The 20951-nt window shown below is 33.3% G+C and carries 13 protein-coding genes; 3 read left to right on the forward strand and 10 right to left on the reverse strand.

Annotated elements, in window-relative coordinates; translation table 11 throughout:
* Positions 1-11: 11 nt before the first annotated feature.
* The 4 genes from AC2DGP_RS06055 to AC2DGP_RS06070 all read right to left on the reverse strand — a co-directional run bounded on the left by AC2DGP_RS06055 (position 12) and on the right by AC2DGP_RS06070 (position 8175).
* The gene (locus AC2DGP_RS06055; RefSeq protein ID WP_484492116.1) at positions 12-2801 is read right to left on the reverse strand and encodes a family 78 glycoside hydrolase catalytic domain; all 2790 of its coding nucleotides are present in this window, start codon (positions 2799-2801) and stop codon (positions 12-14) included.
* A gap of 262 nt (positions 2802-3063) precedes the next feature.
* Complete coding sequence (locus AC2DGP_RS06060) at positions 3064-3756, reverse strand: fibronectin type III domain-containing protein (protein WP_484492117.1); 693 nt, start codon at positions 3754-3756, stop codon at positions 3064-3066.
* 4 nt (positions 3757-3760) lie between these two features.
* Positions 3761-5956 (reverse strand): T9SS type A sorting domain-containing protein, encoded by a 2196-nt coding sequence (locus AC2DGP_RS06065; protein WP_484492118.1) that lies wholly within the window; start codon positions 5954-5956, stop codon positions 3761-3763.
* Positions 5957-6357: 401 nt separating this feature from the next.
* Complete coding sequence (locus AC2DGP_RS06070) at positions 6358-8175, reverse strand: tetratricopeptide repeat protein (RefSeq protein WP_484492119.1); 1818 nt, start codon at positions 8173-8175, stop codon at positions 6358-6360.
* A 137-nt stretch (positions 8176-8312) separates the two neighbouring features.
* Between AC2DGP_RS06070 and AC2DGP_RS06075 the strand changes: the two genes are divergently transcribed.
* Both AC2DGP_RS06075 and AC2DGP_RS06080 read left to right on the forward strand, forming a co-directional pair.
* Positions 8313-8723 (forward strand): c-type cytochrome, encoded by a 411-nt coding sequence (locus AC2DGP_RS06075; protein WP_484492120.1) that lies wholly within the window; start codon positions 8313-8315, stop codon positions 8721-8723.
* A 2-nt stretch (positions 8724-8725) separates the two neighbouring features.
* Complete coding sequence (locus AC2DGP_RS06080; protein ID WP_484492121.1) at positions 8726-10054, forward strand: FG-GAP repeat domain-containing protein; 1329 nt, start codon at positions 8726-8728, stop codon at positions 10052-10054.
* A 48-nt stretch (positions 10055-10102) separates the two neighbouring features.
* On the opposite strand, the gene rhaM is transcribed toward AC2DGP_RS06080, so the two are convergent.
* The 6 genes from rhaM to AC2DGP_RS06110 all read right to left on the reverse strand — a co-directional run bounded on the left by rhaM (position 10103) and on the right by AC2DGP_RS06110 (position 19327).
* A complete protein-coding gene (gene rhaM, locus AC2DGP_RS06085; protein ID WP_484492122.1) occupies positions 10103-10417 on the reverse strand; it encodes an L-rhamnose mutarotase in 315 nt (104 codons plus the stop codon).
* Positions 10418-10422: 5 nt separating this feature from the next.
* Positions 10423-12189 carry a glycoside hydrolase family 43 protein gene (locus AC2DGP_RS06090; RefSeq protein WP_484492123.1) on the reverse strand — a complete coding sequence of 589 codons (1767 nt, stop codon included), beginning with the start codon at positions 12187-12189 and terminating at the stop codon, positions 10423-10425.
* A gap of 50 nt (positions 12190-12239) precedes the next feature.
* The gene (locus tag AC2DGP_RS06095; RefSeq protein WP_484492124.1) at positions 12240-13634 is read right to left on the reverse strand and encodes a cellulase family glycosylhydrolase; all 1395 of its coding nucleotides are present in this window, start codon (positions 13632-13634) and stop codon (positions 12240-12242) included.
* A 50-nt stretch (positions 13635-13684) separates the two neighbouring features.
* The gene (locus AC2DGP_RS06100) at positions 13685-14614 is read right to left on the reverse strand and encodes a T9SS type A sorting domain-containing protein (RefSeq protein ID WP_484492125.1); all 930 of its coding nucleotides are present in this window, start codon (positions 14612-14614) and stop codon (positions 13685-13687) included.
* A gap of 54 nt (positions 14615-14668) precedes the next feature.
* A complete protein-coding gene (locus tag AC2DGP_RS06105; RefSeq protein ID WP_484492126.1) occupies positions 14669-17536 on the reverse strand; it encodes an alpha-L-rhamnosidase in 2868 nt (955 codons plus the stop codon).
* 123 nt (positions 17537-17659) lie between these two features.
* Complete coding sequence (locus tag AC2DGP_RS06110; RefSeq protein ID WP_484492127.1) at positions 17660-19327, reverse strand: GH39 family glycosyl hydrolase; 1668 nt, start codon at positions 19325-19327, stop codon at positions 17660-17662.
* A gap of 372 nt (positions 19328-19699) precedes the next feature.
* On the opposite strand from AC2DGP_RS06110, the gene AC2DGP_RS06115 reads away from it, so the two are divergent.
* Positions 19700-20689: a hypothetical protein gene (locus tag AC2DGP_RS06115; protein ID WP_484492128.1), complete on the forward strand. Its 990-nt coding sequence runs from the start codon at positions 19700-19702 to the stop codon at positions 20687-20689.
* The last annotated feature ends 262 nt before the right edge of the window (positions 20690-20951 follow it).

Raw genomic sequence — 20951 nt, forward strand, 5'->3', positions numbered from 1 at the left:
TTAAACATGTTTTATAATTTAGTTTGAAAGTTATAAGTTCCTGGTTCTGCGATAATCTTTACTGTGTTTTTATCGGAACTAATTAATTTTAAATTTGAATTCTCAGTAATAGTACTTCCATTTACAAATACCTGATCTTTATTCCCATAAGGAATATGTACTTCTGCTGATGTACTAGGTGGAATTATAACACTAAGTGTAAAAGAATCATTCTTAATTTCCCATGAAGATGACGCATCTCCAAAAGGTGTTTTCACACTTGCGGAAGCTGACGTTAAAAACTTGGTATTGGGCTTAGGAGCAATTCTAATTTTTTTGTATCCTGGCGCTAATAATGCCAAACCAGCGATACGCTCGTACATCCATTGCCCAATCGCTCCGTATGCATAATGATTTAAACTATTCATACTTTGCGAGTTGTAACCTCCTTCTGCACTAAAACTATTCCAACGTTCCCACATGGTAGTCGCCCCTTGGTTTATAGAGTAAAACCAAGATGGATATGTCTCTTTGAATAAAATTTCATACATCAAATCTATTTCTCCCATCTCATCTAAAACTTTGGGTAAAATTGGGGTTCCTAAAAACCCAGTCCCTAAATGATAATCTGCATTCTTAATTTCTTCAAGCAAGTGGCTTTGAGCTTTTAGTTTGGTTTCAGGTTTAAATAAATCAAAATATATACCTAATAAATAACTTGTTTGCGTTTGTCTGTTTTGTTTGAACTTTCCGTTTTCATCAAAAAATTCTTTTTCAAAAGCATTGGCAACAGCTTTATGCAACTCTTTATATTTTTTTTCTTCTTCCGTTTTTCCTAAAACACCTGCCATTTTAGAAATTAAATTTGCAGAATGCGCAAAATAAGCGGTATTGATCAATTCTTTTGGTGTATCGCCTCTATTTCCTTTTTTTAAACTTTTAGAAGGATATGGCTGCAACCAATCTCCAAATGAATGCATTATTGGAATAAAAGCTTTCTTTTTAACTTTCAACTCATAGTAACCTACCCATTTTTTAGCTGACTCATAACTATCTTCAAGTATAGTAATATCTCCTGTTATATTATAAATATCCCAAGGAATAATAACACAAGCGTCTCCCCAACCCGAGCTGCCATTCTTATTCTGCAATACATCTGGTACAATATAAGGTACTAATCCGTTTTTATGTTCAGATTGATTTTCTCTGAGACTTTGTAACCAAGCCGTCCAGAATGCATGAGTATCATAATTAAAAAGAGCCGTAGGTGCAATAACTTGTGCATCTCCTGTCCATCCTAATCGCTCATCACGTTGCGGACAATCTGTTGGAATATCAAAAAAGTTATCTCGTAAACCCCAAGTAATATTGCTTTGCAATTGGTTCAATTTATCATGAGACGAGGTAAAAGATCCATTTTTCTCAAAATTGGAGTGTTGTGCGATACCTTGCACCCAAGAAACATTTGGCTTCGCGTTTTTGTCGTACCCGCTTAGTTCTATAAATTGAAATCCGTGAAATGTAAATTTTGGAACATATTCAACAATCCCATCCTTAGATGCCACATAGTAATCAGTTGACTTTGCAGAACGGTAATTTTTGGTGTAAAACGTGTCATCTTTTAACAACATTTCAGAAAAACGTATTTTTAAAGTATCCCCTTTTTTCATAGGAACTTTTATCTTAGGCACTCCAACAATATTTTGCTTTATATTAAAAACTGCCGTGTTTTCTTTTACCCATACAATTTCTGCATCATTTAAAATAATTTGATTTTTTACTGTATGATGTCTTTTGGGAGCAAGTTGAACATCTTTAGCAATCTCCTCAACCTCCACCAATTCCCAGTTAGAATCATCAAAAGGAACAGTACTCCAATTTGGAATTTCAAAATTTGCATCATATACTTCACCATCGTAAACACTTGCCAAACGAATTGGTCCATTTGTAGTCCCTTTCCAAGATTCATCAGAAACAATGGTTTGTTTTGAGCCATCTTTCATCATAATTTCTAACTGACATAGAACTTTTGGTGAAGCAAAATTTTTGTACAATGCCCTACCTCTACTAATTCTACCAGAATGCCAACCCGAAGCTAATTCTACTGAAATAGCATTTTTACCGGACTGTAAAAAATCAGTAACATCGTAAGTGAGTGTTTCTATTCGATGATTGTATGGTGTCCAACCGGGACTCATTATATCATCGCTAACATCTTGTCCATTTACATGCACATCAAAAACACCCTTTGCAGTGATATACATTCTTGCCGAAGCAACATCTGAAAATAGCTCAAAACCTTTTCTCAAATATTGTGGTCTGTGCATTAAAAATTTACGCACCCCTTTGATGCTATCTTTTGCTGTATCTAATCCTGTCCATTTTGCTTCCCAGTCAGAATTATTTAGCAAGCCCAATTCAAAGGAATTTATTTCACTCCAATCAGACGCATTGTCATCTTGATCCCAACACCTTACTTGCCAAAATACTTTTTGACGTGATTCGAGTTCATTTCCTTGATATTTGACGAATGTAGATTGTGCATTGTTTTGTTTTCCAGAATCCCATAAATCAGTATTATCAGGCAACAACTCTTTTGAAGAAGCTACAACTACCTGAAAAGCAGATTGCGATTTGATGTTCTCTGAAACTGGTAGTTTCCATGAAAATGTTGGATTTGCATCATAAAATCCTGTTGGATTTTTGAACCCTTCTGAAATAGTTAAGTTTGTTACAGCTTGGATTTTTTTTTGTCCAGTACACGATAACAAAAAAAGGAATAATAAATAGCTGGCTATTGATAAAAGACTTTTAGTTTTCATCTATAAATACATGTGTAAAATTTAATTCACAATTTTATCAATAAATGTAAACAAAGTACAACAAAAGGCTGTCCTGTACTCTATTGCTTTGAGTTGACACAAATCCATCATTTTTTATTGAATATCGGTATACTTAAAAATCTACGTTAACACACATAAAAAACAAACGAGTAAAAAAACATGCAACTATCAAAAACGTGAAACAAAAAAGCTGTTATAACCTATTACATTATAACAGCTTTAAAATAAAAATATATGTTAACTATTCAGTTGTAAATCTCCATACTTGTCCAATACTAACTCCACCGTTATCGTCTTTTACGACCACTTTAAAATAATAGGTTGATGCCGCAGTTAACCCTGTTGCATTGAAGGTAGTTTCTGTTTGATTTTCAGAAACTTTAGTAACTGGCTGCTCATTCATATCTAAATACACATCAAAAAGCAAGGGATCATTATCAACATCTGATGCTGACCAACTTAAAATAGTACTTGTACCTTCTATTTCTGAATCTAAAACAGGTGCAATTAAGGTTGGTGCAAAAGGTATATGATTAGAAACACCATCACCTTCTGTTAAAAATTGACTCACTGTAGAAAATTCACTCTCTGCACCTTTGCTATCAACTGCTTTTAACCTCCAGAAATAAGACTTCCCTTTACTTAAAAACAAAGTCTTTGAAGTTGAAGTAGTTAAAGTGCTATGCGTTAATGGAGAAAACGAATCATTTTCTGAAACTTCAATTTTATACGTTATAAGGTCTCCTTCCGCGTCAACAGAAGCTTCCCATTCAAACTGCACATTCTCATAAATGCATAACGTGTTATTTAATGGATATACTTGAACAGGTACTGATGGCGCTGTGTTTTCTTCTTCTGGGGTTCCTTCATCATCTCCTCCACAGGAAATTAAAACTCCTAATAAAAGTGCCATATAAAAATATAAATTCTTCATTTTTTTATTTCTTTATTAATTTAATAAATACCGGTTTGTGTGAATTTATTTTAACAAAATAGATGCCATTCGGTTTATCTTCTATGTTCAGCTTTATTTTTCCTGAATCTACTGTCAATGTTTTTGATAATATTAATTGAGACTGTACATTAAACACTTCAATATCTAATGTTTCAAAACTAGATGGTACGTACAATTCAAATTTACCAGTTGAAGGATTTGGATACGCTTTGATATCCTCCAATAAATTAATCGTTTTTAACAACGAACCTTGACATGCTTCTTTAGTAACAACCTGAATCTCATCTCCATGGTTTACTTCAACAGAAAAATTAGAAGCTTCTGTCTCAAAAATTTCAACTCCATTTTTAACCACCTTATAAGGAGCTTTTCCTGATGCAACCGAAATTACAGCTGTCTTTTTGCTAACATCAATTTTTCCTGATAAATCCACGGCCTCTTCAATAGTCAATTCATAACAATGACTGTAATCCTTTCCTACCACTTCTATACATAAGCCATAAGTTCCTGGAGCCAAATTTTCAATAGTCTGATTCTTTGTAAAACTATAATCAGAACCATTGATACTTGCCACATAACTATCCGTTACAGCACCTGTTATAACAAGTTTACCATTATCACTATCTACACACGACTCTCCAATTGATTGAATCTTAAAGTTTGCTGGATCCGTTGGGTCGGTAGGATCAATATCTAAATCAACAATTTGTAAATACAAAGGCTGCGCATTACCTGTTTTTTTCTCCATTAAATAGTAATACAACTTTCCGTTCGCTATATGAACTCTACCATGATCATAAGTTTTACCCGATGTAGCTTCATAAACCCTACTAAAACTATTTGTTCCTCCAACAGCTTTATCTACAAAAACACGATTGCTACTTGTTAACCCAATAATATAAACATTATTTCCTGAGGTATATATTGAGCTTCCTCCTGCAAAATCTTCAGAAGTAATGAATTCTTGCGCACCTGCCGGTTTATAAGTATGTAGATATTTTGTTACATTGTTTTGGTTATCTTTTACTTTGCTAATAATATGCACATCTCCCTTTGCGGTTACCGTCCAATCAAACCCATCTACGATATAAACCATATTCATCTGTGTCGTTGCTACATAATCTCCTGGCTCCATCACTTTTATATCATCAGCATCGTAAAGCGGTAATGAAAACGATGTTCCAGAGTGATCTTTCCAACTATTTAAACCATTTTGATCATCTGAATACGCATAATACACACCATTCTGATATTGATATTTATCGGTATTATTGGCAGATCTGCGTTGAAAACCAATTCTAACTTTACCATTCACATATTTCATGTTACCATAAAGTCCCCAGTTATAATCTATTCCTGGTTGATTTTTAGCATTTAACACATTAAAATGTGTAAAACTAGACCAAGTTGAAGTATTCGCATCATATTTAGAGAATTTATAAGCTCCATTATTGTTACCACCTTCACGCATATACATAAAAACATCTCCTCCATCGTTCAAGAAAAACTGCGGATATGTTAAAGCTTGGAAATTAGCATAATCTTCTCCTCCATTTAAACTTAGATGCTTATAACCTCCGTTGCTGTTTTTCACAAATTTATCTAACGTAAAGTCTGCATCAGAAACGGATGCAATATTTTTATTTGAATAAGAATACCTAAAATAGTCGTCACTCAAACTCCCATCAGAAGGTCTAGCTCTACTATAAGCATGCATATCATACAACAAATGTATGGTTCCATCTATTGGGCTAACTGCCACAGCAATTGTGTTATGCGATTCTCCAATCCACCATTTATTTTGATACCCTGTATGTTGGTGAGGAAATTCTATCGTTGCCGATGTTCCTGTATTGGTATTATAACGTGTTAACATTACATTTCTTTCACCTTTACCACCCTTATACCAAGTCATAAAGACATAATTACCATAAGTCTTAACACAATCTCCATGTGCAGAGATACTCTTACCAAAATAGTAATCATAAGGAGTATTTACATCATCGTTAGAATTACTAGCATCTACTTTACTCCCATCAAAATGCAAACCAAAATCGGTGATTTTAACCTCTTTCTCTAATACAACTTGAGCAATAATATGAACATTAACATTAACTGCTAAAAACAAGAGCAGGGAAAAAGCATTTTTCATAAAATTATTAATGGTGTTATATTTCATAATTTCAAATTAAAATTCACTGTATTCACAAATATCCTACTCAAAACTGAGCAAACCGTACTGAGCTATACTGAACCTTTATTGAAACACAAAAAAACATAAATCTGTAAACCAGACACTTAAAAACATCATCCTGTAAATAGAAAATACAAACAACTTACATATGATCGGATAGAAAAACACATGTTCACTCAAAAGAAAAATCAGAAATGATTCTTTGATTACCTCATAAGGTATAAGGCTTATTTTCAACAAATTTACTTCTATAGTTGACACCGCTATAATACCTAATACTATTTTAAGCTCGAAACTAGTAGTTTGTTCTTGATAAAAACAAAGGGTTAAACTAATACTAAATGCATAATATACTAACTTCCCCCCCCCTCATGTTATCGAAAACACTAGTTAGAATTCATGTTTTTTTGAAAATCTTTAGACATTTCACTTAATATAGCAATGTACTCTCTAGGGAAATAGCCTTTTTTTGCCTTATTTATAGTTGTGCGAAGATAGTAATTCGCTTTTTCCATATTTTTAAGTTGCGCATAGGATAATGCTAAAGAATGACCAGCGCTCACTTGAGTGCCTAGATCAGATTTAAAATTTATCCACGCACGTTCACCTAACTCTCGCGCCTTAATAGCATCACGCATTTTCTCATCTGGACAATTAATTAAAAAAGAAGCATATGCTGCTTGAAGGTTTGGATTATTTGGAGAAGACTTTACTGCTTTTTTATACAAACTATTTAGCTCAACCCACATTTTATTTTTTTTATAATACTCAGAAAGGTAAATTATTATAAACCCCTGGTCAGAAATTTCCTCAAAAGCCTTTTCATAAAACTTTACAGATCCTTTTATATCATCAGAGTTCTTAGCAAGAATTCCGCTTAAAATATTTATACGAGGGTTTTTGGGGTCCAATTTTTTAAATCTAGACAAATACTTTTTAGCATTTACCAAATCACCCATTTGAATATATAACATTGTAGCCCCATTGATTGCAGCAGGATCATTTGGATATTGTTCTAATAACTCATTCATCAATTCAAGTGACTTTTCTTTCATGCCTAGCCTGTCATAAAACATTCCTGCCAATCTCGACTTTGTTTCTGGTTTTTCTTTTTCACTTTTTGAAGCCAATAAAAAATACCTTTTCGCAATATTTTTCATACCAATATTTGAAAACCCAGTTCCAAAATCAACCAACTCTTTGTAGTCGTCTTTAAACCAAACCAAATGCTTATCTACATAAGGGATTCCACGTCCAGTCATATTGTTAACCATAAACAACCTTACTGCCTTCGATACAATATACTTACTATCTGGAACATTTTTCAAACTAGTATTCACCAATTCCATCGCCCAGTTAATGTTGTTACTTCTAACTGCATCTTCAATTCGTTTTAACAAATACGTTTCAGATCTGGAATAATAACTCAATCGATCCAATAAAACATCTACAGGCGGTACATATTCAACTAAATCTTTGGATCGTTCTGAATAATATCGTTTTAGTTCTTCATCTCCTTTCTCAGCATAGATAATACTTAATTGTTTATAAGCTGGGCCAAAAGAAATTTCGCTAGAAATTAACGATTCTAACTGACTTACAGCTAAGTCAACCTTCCCAGTATTGGCATGCATCTTTGCTAATTCAAATCTGGCATAAACTGGAATAAAAAAGTAAGAAGTTCTTTTTGTTTCTTTTAAAACAAATAATTCCTTCTTCATATTAGATAATTCTGTAAGTATTTCTTCAAAAATAGTCAACTCTCCTAGTTGACTATATGCTTCAGCTATGTAATACTTAGCCATATATTGATCTTGCTGAATCTTTAACACATCATTAAAGTACTTAATCGCACTTTCAGAATCACCTAATCTTTGTTTTAGACAACCCAAATAGTAACTCCATTTCCATTCTTCAGAATCACGATCATTTGCCAATAAGTAGCAAACTTCTGCTTCTTTAAAATAATTATTTGCATGATACACCATCCCTAATTCTCCCAAATTATCTGCAGAAGGATTATCCAATGTTTTTGAATGAATACTATTTAAATATTTTTGAAATGAACCAGACGATTCATTTAAATTTGGCATCTCAGGAAGTCTACTAACATACTGGCTATTCGTATACATATTTATTAAAAAATATGCCAAAACCAAAACGACTGTAACTGATAATCCCCAAACAATATTCCTTCTATTCATTTCTAAAAAAATTATTTGCTAAAATAGAAAAAACATAGTTTTGAAACTATGAAAAAAAGAGAAAACACCTTTCTAAAACATTAGATTTACGTATTTTAGACGCGTATTTTACTCATACAAAACTCACCACCTACTCAATGAAAATAAACGGACACAAAACAGTCTACCTTTTACTATTAATTGGATCTGTATTAGTTCTTAGTTGTCAGGATTCTAAAGAAAAAACTGAATTCGAGAACATAAAAAAAGGGGGGAAATTATTTGCTACAACGGGCTGTATTACTTGTCATTCATTGAACAACAAAAAACTTTATGGTCCATCATTAAATGATATTTTAGGAAAAAAAATAAAAGTTATTCGAAACAACAAGGAGCACTCAATAATAATTGACAAAGCTTATATTAAAAAGTCAATTTCTGATCCAGATTACGAAAAACCTCAATTTTTTAAGAGTTCAACAATGCCTAAACCCAATCTTACAGAAGGTGAAATTGATTGTATCACCAACTACCTCATCAGCATTCAACCCAAACAACAGAATAAATAATTATGCAAAAAAATAATTTCTTAAAAGAACCCCTTTTTCAAAAATACAAGACATTGTTTTTTCTAGTTTTTATTTCAATTTTGCTTGTAAATTGTAAAAAGAAAGAAAAAAATTCAACCCCTGATGGAAAAATAAAGAATGAAGCCCTTACTGAAAATAGCTTTTATAAAAATATCTCAAAAAAATTCAAACCCTCGGCTATAGGAGACACGTTTGAAGAACCTCCACAAATATCTCATCTCGCTGTTTCTGACATCAACAAAAATGGATTGCTAGATGTTGCGGTTTGCGATATAAAAAACAACGTCATTTCAATAATAAATCAATCTCCAAAGGGTACATTTACTGAAAGTATCGTTGCAGATAATATGACAGCTCCAGCCCATGTTCAGGTATTTGATTTTGATAATGATGGAGATAATGATTTATTAGTTGCACTTCTTGGAATGCTTTTCCCTAGCAATGATAGAATTGGTTCTATTGTTGTACTTGAAAATGATGGAAAAAATAATTTTTCGAAGCGAATCGTTTTGGAAAACATTGCCCGTGTAGCGGATGTTCGAGCTGGTGATTTAGATGGTGATGGTGATATAGACCTAGCAGCTGCTCAATTTGGGTATGACGACGGAGAAACTTGCTGGATAGAAAACACAGGGAATTGGACTTTTAAAAACCATAGTTTACAAAATCTTTCTGGACCACTAAATGTTGAATTAATAGATATTGATTCTGACAATGATTTAGACATTATTTCACTCGTTACTCAAGAATGGGAAAAAATTTATTGTTTCGAAAATGACGGGAAAGGTAACTTTACTCCTAAACAATTATGGGGATCTAGTAATGATGATTATGGCTCTAGTGGTATTTCCATAACCGACTTGAACAAGGACGGAAAACCAGATATTCTTTATACAAACGGTGATGCTTTTGACTATCTTCCTCCTTTGCCTCGACCATGGCATGGGGTGCAATGGCTTGAAAACTTAGGTGATTTAAATTTTAAGCATCGACCAATTATTAATTTCCCTGGTGCTTTTAGCGCAAGAGCAACTGACATTGACAGGGATAACGATGAAGATATTTTTGTGGTTAGTGGATTTAACTATTGGGAAAAACCAAGTGCTGAAAGTTTGGTTTTACTTGAAAACAATGGGAGTCAAACTTTCAGAAAACATACTATTGCAAAATCTCCAACACATTTAATTACCATGGAACTTGGTGATTTTAATAATGATGGACATACAGATTTGGTTACAGGTGGTGTATACATCTACCCTCCATACGAAAATTTAGAACGAATAACTCTATGGATGAATACAGGAAAATAATAAATTTTTAACATCTATATATTGTTTTCCTGTTTTATCAAATCAAATTTATTCCATGAAAAACAACTCTTCCAACGGTGTTGACACGGGAGAATTGTCTGGATTCGTTTCCATAATATCTGCCATAAAGTCCCACCATTTTTTCACAATCTCATTAGTTGCCAAATCTTGAGACCCACCATCACCTGACACTTTTTGAAAGGCAAAAAGTGTATCGGTTTCATCATCCAAAAATATAGAATACTCACTCACTCCATTTTTCTTTAACAAGTCTCTAAGCTCAGGCCATATCTCATTATGTCGTTTTTTATAAGCTTCTTTCTGTCCTGGGTATAATTTCATTTTAAAGGCTAGTCTTTGCATAATCCCTATTGTTTTTTTGTTCCTTTGGGTCCGTCATAATCATATGAGAACCAATCTATATCTATATAACCTGTATCGTCTTTTTCATTCCAAGAAAAGAATCCCAACCTATCTCCTGTCCATTTTCCAAAAGCAATGGTGAACACCGGACCAAAAGATTCGAAGTTCTCTCCATCTATACTATATTCATAGGTTGCTTGATTGCTGTTGTTTGACGTTCTTACGAACAAATCTTTTCCTGTAATTTCTGGTCCCATTATTTTTACACTCATTGGGTCCATATAAAACAAGTGCTTTTTACCTTTGTCATCAACTTCAATTCCTAATAAATTAAACACTCCTCCATATCTTACAAAACCTGCCAATTGATTCGGCTGCATCCCTGAAATATCAAATTTCGCAACAGCAGTACCTAAGGTGATTCCCATAATACGCTGGCTTAACGTATTACAGGCTCTCCAAAAATCAGAATCGGAACCATCATTATTAGTCCATTCATTTATATTTGGGCCATAACCTTTTTTATTTGGTAATATCTTACTCGCTTTCAAACGCAACCATCCAGGTCTTTCAATAAGCGACCAATGTGTATTTCTTGGATTGTGATTCCATTCCCATTGAAAGCCCAATTTATTCGATGAAAAATCGTCATCTGAACTAGGTGCTGAAATTGGATAACCGTCTATTGGTTTTTTATATTTTTTTACTGGTTCGCCAATACCATCATTATCTTCATCGATTCCGATAATAGGCCAGCCATCAATCCATGTTACTGGAGCTAAACACTGTGGTCTTCCCTGAAAAGGAATATCATCATTCTGAATCAATTGATGCATATACCACCATGATTTATCGGGAGCTTGCATTAATCCACCTTGACTACAGCTTCTATTGTTAAAAGCAGTTCCTTTTTCTAAAACTGTCTTAACTTCATAAGGACCATAAATACTTTCTTTAGACCTCAATACTATTTGCTTTCTATCATTTTTAGGATTTTTTACTCCAGGTTTGGTAGATTTATCTCCCATTGCCCATTGGGCTAAAAAGATATACCAAGTACCATCAATTTTATAAATTTTTGCAGCTTCAGCACCCATACCTGTATAGACTAATTTTCCTTCGTCTAGTATTTTTGTACCATTCCAACTCATCTCATAGATCCTATTTTCATTTCCTTCAATAGTATTCTCTGGACTTTTTTGTTTCCCTGCGGTATTGATAATTACATATGCCTTATGTGTTTCTTCATCCCAAAAAACTCCAGGATCATCTAAAACTTTTGCTTTAGGAAGCATGATAATAGGCTTGCTCCATGGCCCGCTGATATCTTTTGCTGTAGCCACCATTAAACCATACTGATAATCGATCTGATAACAATACCACAAACCTTCATGAAAAGCTAAATCACCAGCCCATGTACCAAAAGAATAACCATTCATTCGATCCCAATTGTATTCAGGAGCCCACGACAAACTATCAAAAACATGTCCCGTATTTGTCCAATTCACCATATCTTTAGATTCTAAAATTGGCATACCTGGAGACATGTGTTGTTTTGAAGTAATCATGTAATAAGTATCACCAACCTGTTCTATGTCAGAGTCTGGATAATCGGCATTTAAAATAGGATTGACATAAGTTCCATCGCCTTGATCCCCAAAACTTCCGGTCTGCCCTTTCGTTTTTTCTTCAGCTGCTTCAACTGTTTTCTTTTTGGTTTTACAATTTATCATTGTAAAACTCGCTATTAGTATGATAAATAAAAATCTCATTTTAAGTAGATTGTTTTTTAAAAAAAATTATTAAATTAATAGAGCAACAATTATTCAAAATTGCGCAAACCTGGAACTATTTTTAAATTCACGTATTCATTAGTTGTAGGCCATTTTAAAACGACTAACTTTTGACTAAAAGCATCCCAAATAAAATTTGAACTATCCATATCTAATGTTGCTTTATAAGTTTCCAAGCCTACGTTTTTTAAAGGATTATAGTACAGAACTATATCCTCGTCAATTAGGATAGAAAAACCATCAGGATAATGCCTATTGGCTCCGATAAATATTTTTGAAACTCCTTTGCTATTATCTGGTTTGATTTTCACATCCAAAGTTCGCGTTGCATGATTGAAGAAAAAGGATTGAATATTTCCTGCAATCATTTGAGGAAATGGTCTCGAAATAACGTCGGTTATATATTTTCGTTCTACGGTACCAGCATCCGTTTCATCACTAAAAATTGCCCAAGTAGAAGGACCACCTGGTAGGAAATTCTGCATACTTCTGTTTCCTAAAAACCAAGCTTTTATAGACCCAACTCCCATTTGATCAAAAACCTCTGCAGTTTTTATATAGAGTTCTCTATATTTCAATTGACCTAATTCCCCACTAACTACTGTATCTGTTTTTGAAAAAGTTGGAAATCCCCATTCACCAATCAAAATAGGAGCATTTAACATATCTGATTCTTTATCAAAACGATCCATTACAGGTTTGATCAAATCAATGTTATTCTGATAAATATGTGGAGCAAAAACAATATTTTTTCTATTTAGAGAAGTTGTTATTTCTGCATATTGGTTGTTATCAATTGCCTCACCCTTATTCATGAAAATTGACTGAATAAGAATCAATTTATCAGAATTGATCTTTTGACTTTGATCTATAATTTTTTGATATAGTGGAATTAAATATTTTTTAGTTAATTTATTGTAGGAAATATTCATGGATAATTTTCTTGGCTCATTAACAACATCATAACCAAGTACAAAAGAATTGTTAGCATATCTTTTCCAAATTACATTCCAAGCATCTATATAGGTTTTATGTTCTTGTTTTTTATTCAACCAAAACGTTTCCCAAACAAATTTATCAACCCCATATACGGTCATTTTAAAAACTGTTTTGATCCCTGAATTTCTACCCAAGGCAACCAAACCATCTAATTTTTCTATATAGTTTAAATCTAGCTCACCACCTGGAAAAGTACTTAGTTTACCCAGTTCTAAACGAATCACCTGGGTATTGGCTCCCATTCGAACCATACGTGCATAATCATCACTGTTAAAAAACACTTCTCCTTTATGATCATTAGTATTAACTACAAAACCTCTAGGAATTATATGACGTCCTTGCACATCTCTTAGCCCATGTTTGATTTGTGCACAAACCATTTGAGTTACAAAAACCAAAGACAATAAAGCAATTCTTATTTTCATTATTTAAAAAAATAAAATTCTATTAAACACACTTTTCTCAAATAAAGAGATTACATTTTTACAATTTTTTTTGAAAAACTAAAATCTCTATTTGAAAGAAAATAGACACCATTTACCAGATCGCTTATGTCTATTCTTGTATCGTACTGGGTACTTTTAAGTTTTCTTACTCCTACTCCATGCACATTCGATAATATCAATTCTACATTTGGGGCTAAGTTTGTAACATTTACTATTTCATTCGTTGGGTTTGGAAAAACCTTTAACCCCTCAAATTGACCTTGTGCCCCAACAGACAATTGCTCATCAAAACACTCTGATTCAGGATTACTTAAATCAAAAGCAACCGTTCCTGACACATCGTTACGGTGCAGAACCATTTTATCAATAAATAAATAAGACGATCTAGCATCTACAGTAATCGTGTATACTTTTGCTTCGTTAAAAGAAACAAAAACCCTATGAGAGACATGATCATTGGTATTTGTTACAAAACCATAATCCAACCTATTTCCAAATGCTTTGATAAAATTTTCCGTTGAACTACCAGCTGCACAAGTTAAATTAGGATCTGAACTACACATTGGTTTTGGATACACTTTTGCTCCATCTTTGATGCCGTAAAAATCCTCTCCATCAATTTTCAACCAAGCATCATTATGCTCACCTTTACTCGTGCCTTTCCCCACCCTCATTCTCCATGCAAACCTATAAGTTCCTGGATTGTTAATTTTAATTTTATAGATTATTGGAGCTTCAGAAAGTGCACTAAAAGACTCGGAACCTGTCCAGTGCAAATAAGATATTTGTTCAGTCCCCGTTTCAGGAGTTGTTTCTGTTGCAATTTGCCATCTGTTATCATTAATAACTCCAGATTCCATTTCTATCGTTAAAAGTCCATCTTGCTCTTCAAAAGGCAAAACGCCATTACAATCTGCGGTTTGAGAATAAAATTTACTCGACACTATTATAAATGTCAAGAAAAATATAAGTTTAGTTTTTTGAATCATGGTTAGTCTTTGATAAAGTTTGGTTTAGTTTTTTTTATATTTAATATTGTATGTTCCTGAACCTAAAACCACATTTGCATCATCTAACACCTCTAGTTTGAATTCTTCATGGCCTAATTTCAAGGTCTTGTTATTAATTACAAGAGACTCAAATTCTTTTTCGCTTAAAATTAATTTCGCTTTGGTATTAAAAGGAACTATCAGTTCCATTGTTAACGTATTCTCATTTAGTTTCCATTTATTATGAATTGTACCATAAGGAGTCGGAACAGAAACTGAAGTTGAGGTAATTTTTTTAGAGAACTCAGGGTTTACAGTAAAAACCTTATAACCTGGATTTTCAATAGAAGATTTAATTCCTCCTAAAGTCTCAAAGAAATATGCAGCAAATCCACTATGCATTGGATGATTTAAAGAGTTTGAAGGTCCTTCTAATTTCTCCCATTCAAACTGTCGTTCAGGCCAAGTCGTGAATCCTGAATTCATAACATATGTTTGACTTGGGAAATCTGGAGTTGTTAAAATTTGGTATGCTAAGTCTGCATGTCCATTTTCTGTCAAAACTGTATAAATATATCTATTACCGTGAATTCCTGTAGCATGATGACCACCTTTTACATTCACGATATCGTGCACCAATCCGTTTACAACTCCTTTAATTTCAGCTTTTGGAACCATCCCAAATTGCAATGCTTGAACAGTTGCTGTCTGACTTTGATACCATTTGTAATTTGTGTTTGGAATAGCTACTAAATACTCTTTATTGAATGCTTTTAATAAAGCCTGACTTTCAACTATCATTTTTGCTTCAAAAGCTGGATCTTCATTTATTTTCGCAAATTCCTCCATTATTTTTAAAACATCATAAAAATAGGCGTTTGCAGAAATAATAGGATCACATTCCATTGCTGATGGATTTTTACGTCTATCCCATAAAGGAGGACACCAATCTCCCATTCCATCTTGCATGACACCATTATCTCCTTTAAAATTTAGATAGAAATTGGTCAAGTCTTTCATGGCATCATAGTATTCTTTTACAATTGCATCATCACCATAAAACTTATAATTGTACCAAGGTAAATACATGGTGGCAACTCCCCAATCTATTTTTGCATAGGTAGATGTTCTTTTTCCTGGAGCAATCATAGTAGGTACTTGAAATTTTTGTTCAGGATTGTTATGTCCTTTTGTTGAACGCATTTGAGTACGAATATCTTCCATATATTTTTTATAGAATTCATACATATCATAATTGTACAAAGCATATTCACAAAACGCATGTGCATCTCCGAGCCATCCACATTTTTCTCGATGTGGACAATCTTCAGGAATACCATGAACATTATCTACAATAGTCCATTTACTTATACGATGCATTTTGTTCAGTAGTTCATCTGAAGACAAAAAACTTCCCTTTTCTTTAATATCTGTCGCAACTAAAACCGCTTTAATCATTTCAGCATCTGGTTTTGTCGACACACCTTTTATTTTTGCGTATCTAAAGCCATGGTAACTAAATTTAGGTTCCCAAGTTTCTACATTTTCTCCTTTACAAATGTATTTGTATAGCTGAGGCATACCATTGGCACCACCTCCGGTAGAACCTTTGTAAATATCTTCTCCATTTGTAGTTAAAGCTTCAGTTGTAACAATTTCAATAAGCTGACCTTGTTGTTCTTTTACATTAATTTTTACCCAACCTGCAATATTTTGTCCAAAATCTACAATCCATTCCCCATCTGCTCCTTTAAAAACTTTTTCTGGTTCAAACTCTTTTAGTTTTTTAATTGCCGGAATTTGTTGCGCACTTATTTTTCTAACACTTGGAGTAACTACTTTTACATTTCCCCATGACGTATCATCGTAACCTACAGTATTCCAACCATTAATTTCAAATCTAGCATCATACGTATCTCCTCCATAAATATTATTAAACACAATTGGTCCTGTTCCTTCTTTCCAGTTTTGGTCTGTATAAAAATCCTCTGATGTACCATCAGCATACTTTAGCTTTACCACACATCGCACAGTTGGAGGACCGTAAGACACTCCTTTTTTATTTGATTCTGGATCTCTATTCCAAGAAATATTTTGACCATAAAACCCATTTCCTACTATAATACCGAATGCATTTTTACCAGATTGAACTTGTTTTGTGATGTCATAATTTACATAATATGCTTGCTTATCAAAGTTAGATGGTGCCGGATCTAAGACATGATCTCCCACTTTCTCTCCATTTAAATACAACTCATAATATCCCAATCCACAAATGTATACCTCAGCATTTTTGATAGCTTTATTCAAATTTATTTCCTTTCTAAAATAACCAGCAGCAAAACCTTTAACAGGTTTTGCTTTTTTCATATTACCTCTTTTATAATCTCTATAACTATATTTTGAAGTTCTAGTATCTTTATTTAAAGTAATCCATTTAGATGCTCCCCAATTCAAATCTTGTATCAATCCTGTTTCAAATTTTTGAGTTTCAGACCAAGTTGAAACTTCACCCTTTTCGTCCCAGATTCTAACTTTCCAAAAATAGGTTTGAAATGCTTCTAATGGCTTTCCCTGGTATTTTACAAATGATGATTGCTCACTTTTCACTTGTTTTGAATCCCAAATATCAGCCTCGGTTTTATATAGTTTTTGTAAGGATGTAGCCACTAGTAATTGATAGGCCGATTGTGATTTAGCAAATCCTTCAGCTTTAACTATCCATGAAAAATGAGGTTGAAGACTTTCAACGGTAGAGGGATTGTTTTTTGAATTACACGATACTTCAACAATACGTAAAGCATCACTATCTTTGGTTGCTATTCTACTTCCGCAAGCGATATTCAAAATTAGCAAAAACAGAAATTGAAAATTGAAAATTGATCTATTCATGGTATATTGAAGGGGGGGGGTTAATTTAGTTGATTCCTTAATGCTCCTTTCAAATTCAAAAAATCTCCTTACTTAAAAAAAATTAAATAAGGAGAAAAACTAAACTCAAACTACATCATTTATTTATTGAGGTATCAACTCAATAAGTTTAACACTTTGAGAAGGCATCTCAACCTTTAGAGTAACTTTGCCATCTAGTGTTTCTATAATTAAATTTTCTTTTGTCTGTGGTAACTTCGATAACTCTTCATATTTAGATTTATTTGAATTAAAAACAGACTCCCATCCGTCTTCAAAATAATCTCCTACCGAAGTACCATAAATACGTCCATTAGGCTTGGTCGCAACACCTGCTTCAATTATATCATCATACAGTTCATTCATAAAAACACCATGTGATTTATCAATTGTCCATTCATTCATTTTCCACTGACTAATACCAGAAATAGCGCCGCCCTCTAGCACAGGATACAATGTTCTCGTTCCTTGGCTTCTTTTTGTATGATGATTGTAAACCAGCAAATACAATTTCCCGTTTTTACTCACTGGGATAACACCAGCAAAGCTGTGAATATTATCTACAGACATTGGTTCAATGGATTGCAACCTACTTCCACCTTCCATTTTCAACAACATTTCAGTGACATTCCTTCTACCTGAAGCTAAGCCATGAGATTCTTGTCCCCAATCATATATTTCAGTAACCCTACTATCATACGCCAAACTTGCAATGGTGGCATACCAACTAGCTCCGAATTCTGAAGCATCATTTAAACTTGTTGCACCTCTATTTCCATTATCCCCTCTTAAAATTCCAAATTCCTGTATGTCAAATGGGATATCACTAAACTGCGGATAACTATTCAATTTATTTCTATACAATGAAACCACCTCATTCCATTTCATTTCATTTTTATCTATTTTCTCATAATAAGAAATACAGAAAAAACTCATTCTTGTTCCTTGTTGCCCAGTAGCATAATTTGTCCCAATTGCACAGTGATCAATTATATCTGTTGTCCATGTAGCAGCTCCTTCAGTTAGTAAATTCCCAGGACCGATGATGGCATCCGGAATCACCTTTAAAACTTCATCAACGGTAATATCATAATGCTTAAAGTACTCATCTCTAGTACCTCTCCAATGATCTGGAGTATAGTTAGGTTCAGTAGCTACTCTAAAACGCCAATTTTTAACCTCAAACATTCCGAATTCAGCTACTAGCTCTTGCAACACTGCATTGATATATTGTCTCCATAAATCATAGTCCAAAGGAGGTTTAGAATTACCATAAGTATCTTCTATTCTTTCACCACTCATACCCCAAGGAACATTATCTAAAACAATTCTAGGTTTAAACCCTGTAGACATAAAGTTTCTCATCGAACTTATCAACCCACTAAAATCAGTGATAATTTTTCCTGATGCATCTACTCCCTTAAAAAAAGTGTTCTGATCGTCATTTCTACCACCAATCAGCCTAACCAGATTGTAATCTTTCACATAATCTTTAAGTGGTTCTATGGAGCTTCTAAAACCAGCAGCATTAAATCTTGTTTGGTTGATCATAGGTCTCGTAGACCAAAAATTATACATTTCTCCAACCACAACTCCTGTATTAATAGACACAACATTGTCCTGATCTACATCGGTAACAGGAGCTTCCGGTTCTGAAGGTCCAGGTATCACAATAAGTTCTTCTTGTTTAGGTACTGCATCAGTATCTGAACATGCGACAGCAAAAGAAAAAACAAACAAAATAGCAACTAAATAAAATTTATTTTTATACATAATCTATAATAGGTTTAAGTCAATCAAAAATATTTAATATTAATTGATCACGTGTTATGAACAGTATTGACTAAGACCTATTTAGAAAATATTTTTCCTTTAGCACACGATTTAGGATTAGATGTAATAAGTCCATTATTACAACTGATTTTACAACGACTCAACTAAAAACAAAACCTTCTTTTCTCCATTTGCATAGACAACATTAATTCCCCTTCAACCAATCTACCTACTGAAAACATATAGTATATTAACTCATTAATGCTCTATATTACCCCTTACTCAATACAGTGCATCACAGTATGGACTGCCTATTACCGTAGTTTTACAACCCATAAACAATTAACTAACAAAAACTTAAAACCAATTTTAATGAAAAAAACAATTTTTAAACTAGGTAAACTTTCTTCAATTTTACTTTTAACCATTTCAGTTTCTTGTTCGAATGAAGAAATTCAAATAGACATAGAACAAGACGATTCATCAAAAAGCAAAAAAACACCTAACCTTTTTCAAAAGCAAGATCAGAATGTAAATAGCTGTCCAAGTTCAGGGCAAAACCCGGATGATGAAAGAGTATACAGATATGAAGATTTAGGATTTCTTCAATCTGAGGATGTCAACGACGCTTCTAGTACTGGTACAACGAAAGACATAGACGACAGAACCTGCCAATATAATTACTCACAAAAAACAGTAAACAACGGCAGTTTAGGTTCACACATATACGGGGAGTATCGAATCAAAGCCGGAACCAATGATAGAGATTCTAGCAATCTACAACCTAGAATTGAACGCGAAAGTAGAAAAGTTAACGATCCTACAACAAACGAAGGTCTTCTATTTTCTGGTTATGTTTTAGTAAAATCAGTTGGTGATGCTACTAACAATTTACCAGATACCGATTTGGCAGAAACATCTGGTACATACATAGTACAAGCAAAAGCAAAGGACAATTTAAACAATCCTGCTGCATCCGATGATCCAGCAGTTGCCTTAGTTCTCGTAAAACCGGGAGGAACAGATAGTAATGGAAAAAAAACATTTAATTACTTCATGGAGCTTGTCACAAGCAGAAGTACTACTGAATTGGAAAGAAAGGTCATCAACCTTAATTTTTCCGCAAATGAAAATACTCCAGTGAAAGTTGAATTTGAAAATAAAATTAACCATAGTGGTGATCATAAAATTGTTATCAAATTAACCAATGCATTTAGTACTAGTAATACCATTACAAGGTATTTTACCATACCAAATGGAGCGAACACTACCCAGCTTAAAACTAGATTCGGTGCTTATAGATGTAAAAGTGGAGAAGCCCGTATTATGTGGAGAGATGGTATTTCTATTGATTTTATCTAACATGAAATAACAAAACACAAACATTTTAAACGGTCATAAAAACAAGCCATAGATTTATTATCTATGGCTTTTTTGATTTAAATGAATTCAAGTATATTAGGTATGCTTTCATATAATCGTATTATTCATTCTTTCTTTTATAAACAAGGTTTCTGAACATGTATAAGAAATAACGTCTTTAGAATCTAACAAACACACCAACATAATTACAAGTTGGCACTTAATTTTGCTGGTTTAGAACCTTTTAAAAAGAAATACACAA

The organism is Flavicella sp. IMCC45537 (assembly GCF_057197705.1).

Bases quoted from the DNA above. Each gene is read 5' to 3' on its own strand.
- AC2DGP_RS06070 (WP_484492119.1), bottom strand. From the start codon at position 8,175: ATGAATAGAAGGAATATTGTTTGGGGATTATCAGTTACAGTCGTTTTG.
- AC2DGP_RS06075 (WP_484492120.1), top strand. From the start codon at position 8,313: ATGAAAATAAACGGACACAAAACAGTCTACCTTTTACTATTAATTGGA.
- AC2DGP_RS06065 (WP_484492118.1), bottom strand. From the start codon at position 5,956: ATGAAATATAACACCATTAATAATTTTATGAAAAATGCTTTTTCCCTG.
- AC2DGP_RS06105 (WP_484492126.1), bottom strand. From the start codon at position 17,536: ATGAATAGATCAATTTTCAATTTTCAATTTCTGTTTTTGCTAATTTTG.
- rhaM (WP_484492122.1), bottom strand. From the start codon at position 10,417: ATGCAAAGACTAGCCTTTAAAATGAAATTATACCCAGGACAGAAAGAA.
- AC2DGP_RS06110 (WP_484492127.1), bottom strand. From the start codon at position 19,327: ATGTATAAAAATAAATTTTATTTAGTTGCTATTTTGTTTGTTTTTTCT.
- AC2DGP_RS06095 (WP_484492124.1), bottom strand. From the start codon at position 13,634: ATGAAAATAAGAATTGCTTTATTGTCTTTGGTTTTTGTAACTCAAATG.
- AC2DGP_RS06055 (WP_484492116.1), bottom strand. From the start codon at position 2,801: ATGAAAACTAAAAGTCTTTTATCAATAGCCAGCTATTTATTATTCCTT.
- AC2DGP_RS06115 (WP_484492128.1), top strand. From the start codon at position 19,700: ATGAAAAAAACAATTTTTAAACTAGGTAAACTTTCTTCAATTTTACTT.
- AC2DGP_RS06090 (WP_484492123.1), bottom strand. From the start codon at position 12,189: ATGAGATTTTTATTTATCATACTAATAGCGAGTTTTACAATGATAAAT.
- AC2DGP_RS06060 (WP_484492117.1), bottom strand. From the start codon at position 3,756: ATGAAGAATTTATATTTTTATATGGCACTTTTATTAGGAGTTTTAATT.
- AC2DGP_RS06080 (WP_484492121.1), top strand. From the start codon at position 8,726: ATGCAAAAAAATAATTTCTTAAAAGAACCCCTTTTTCAAAAATACAAG.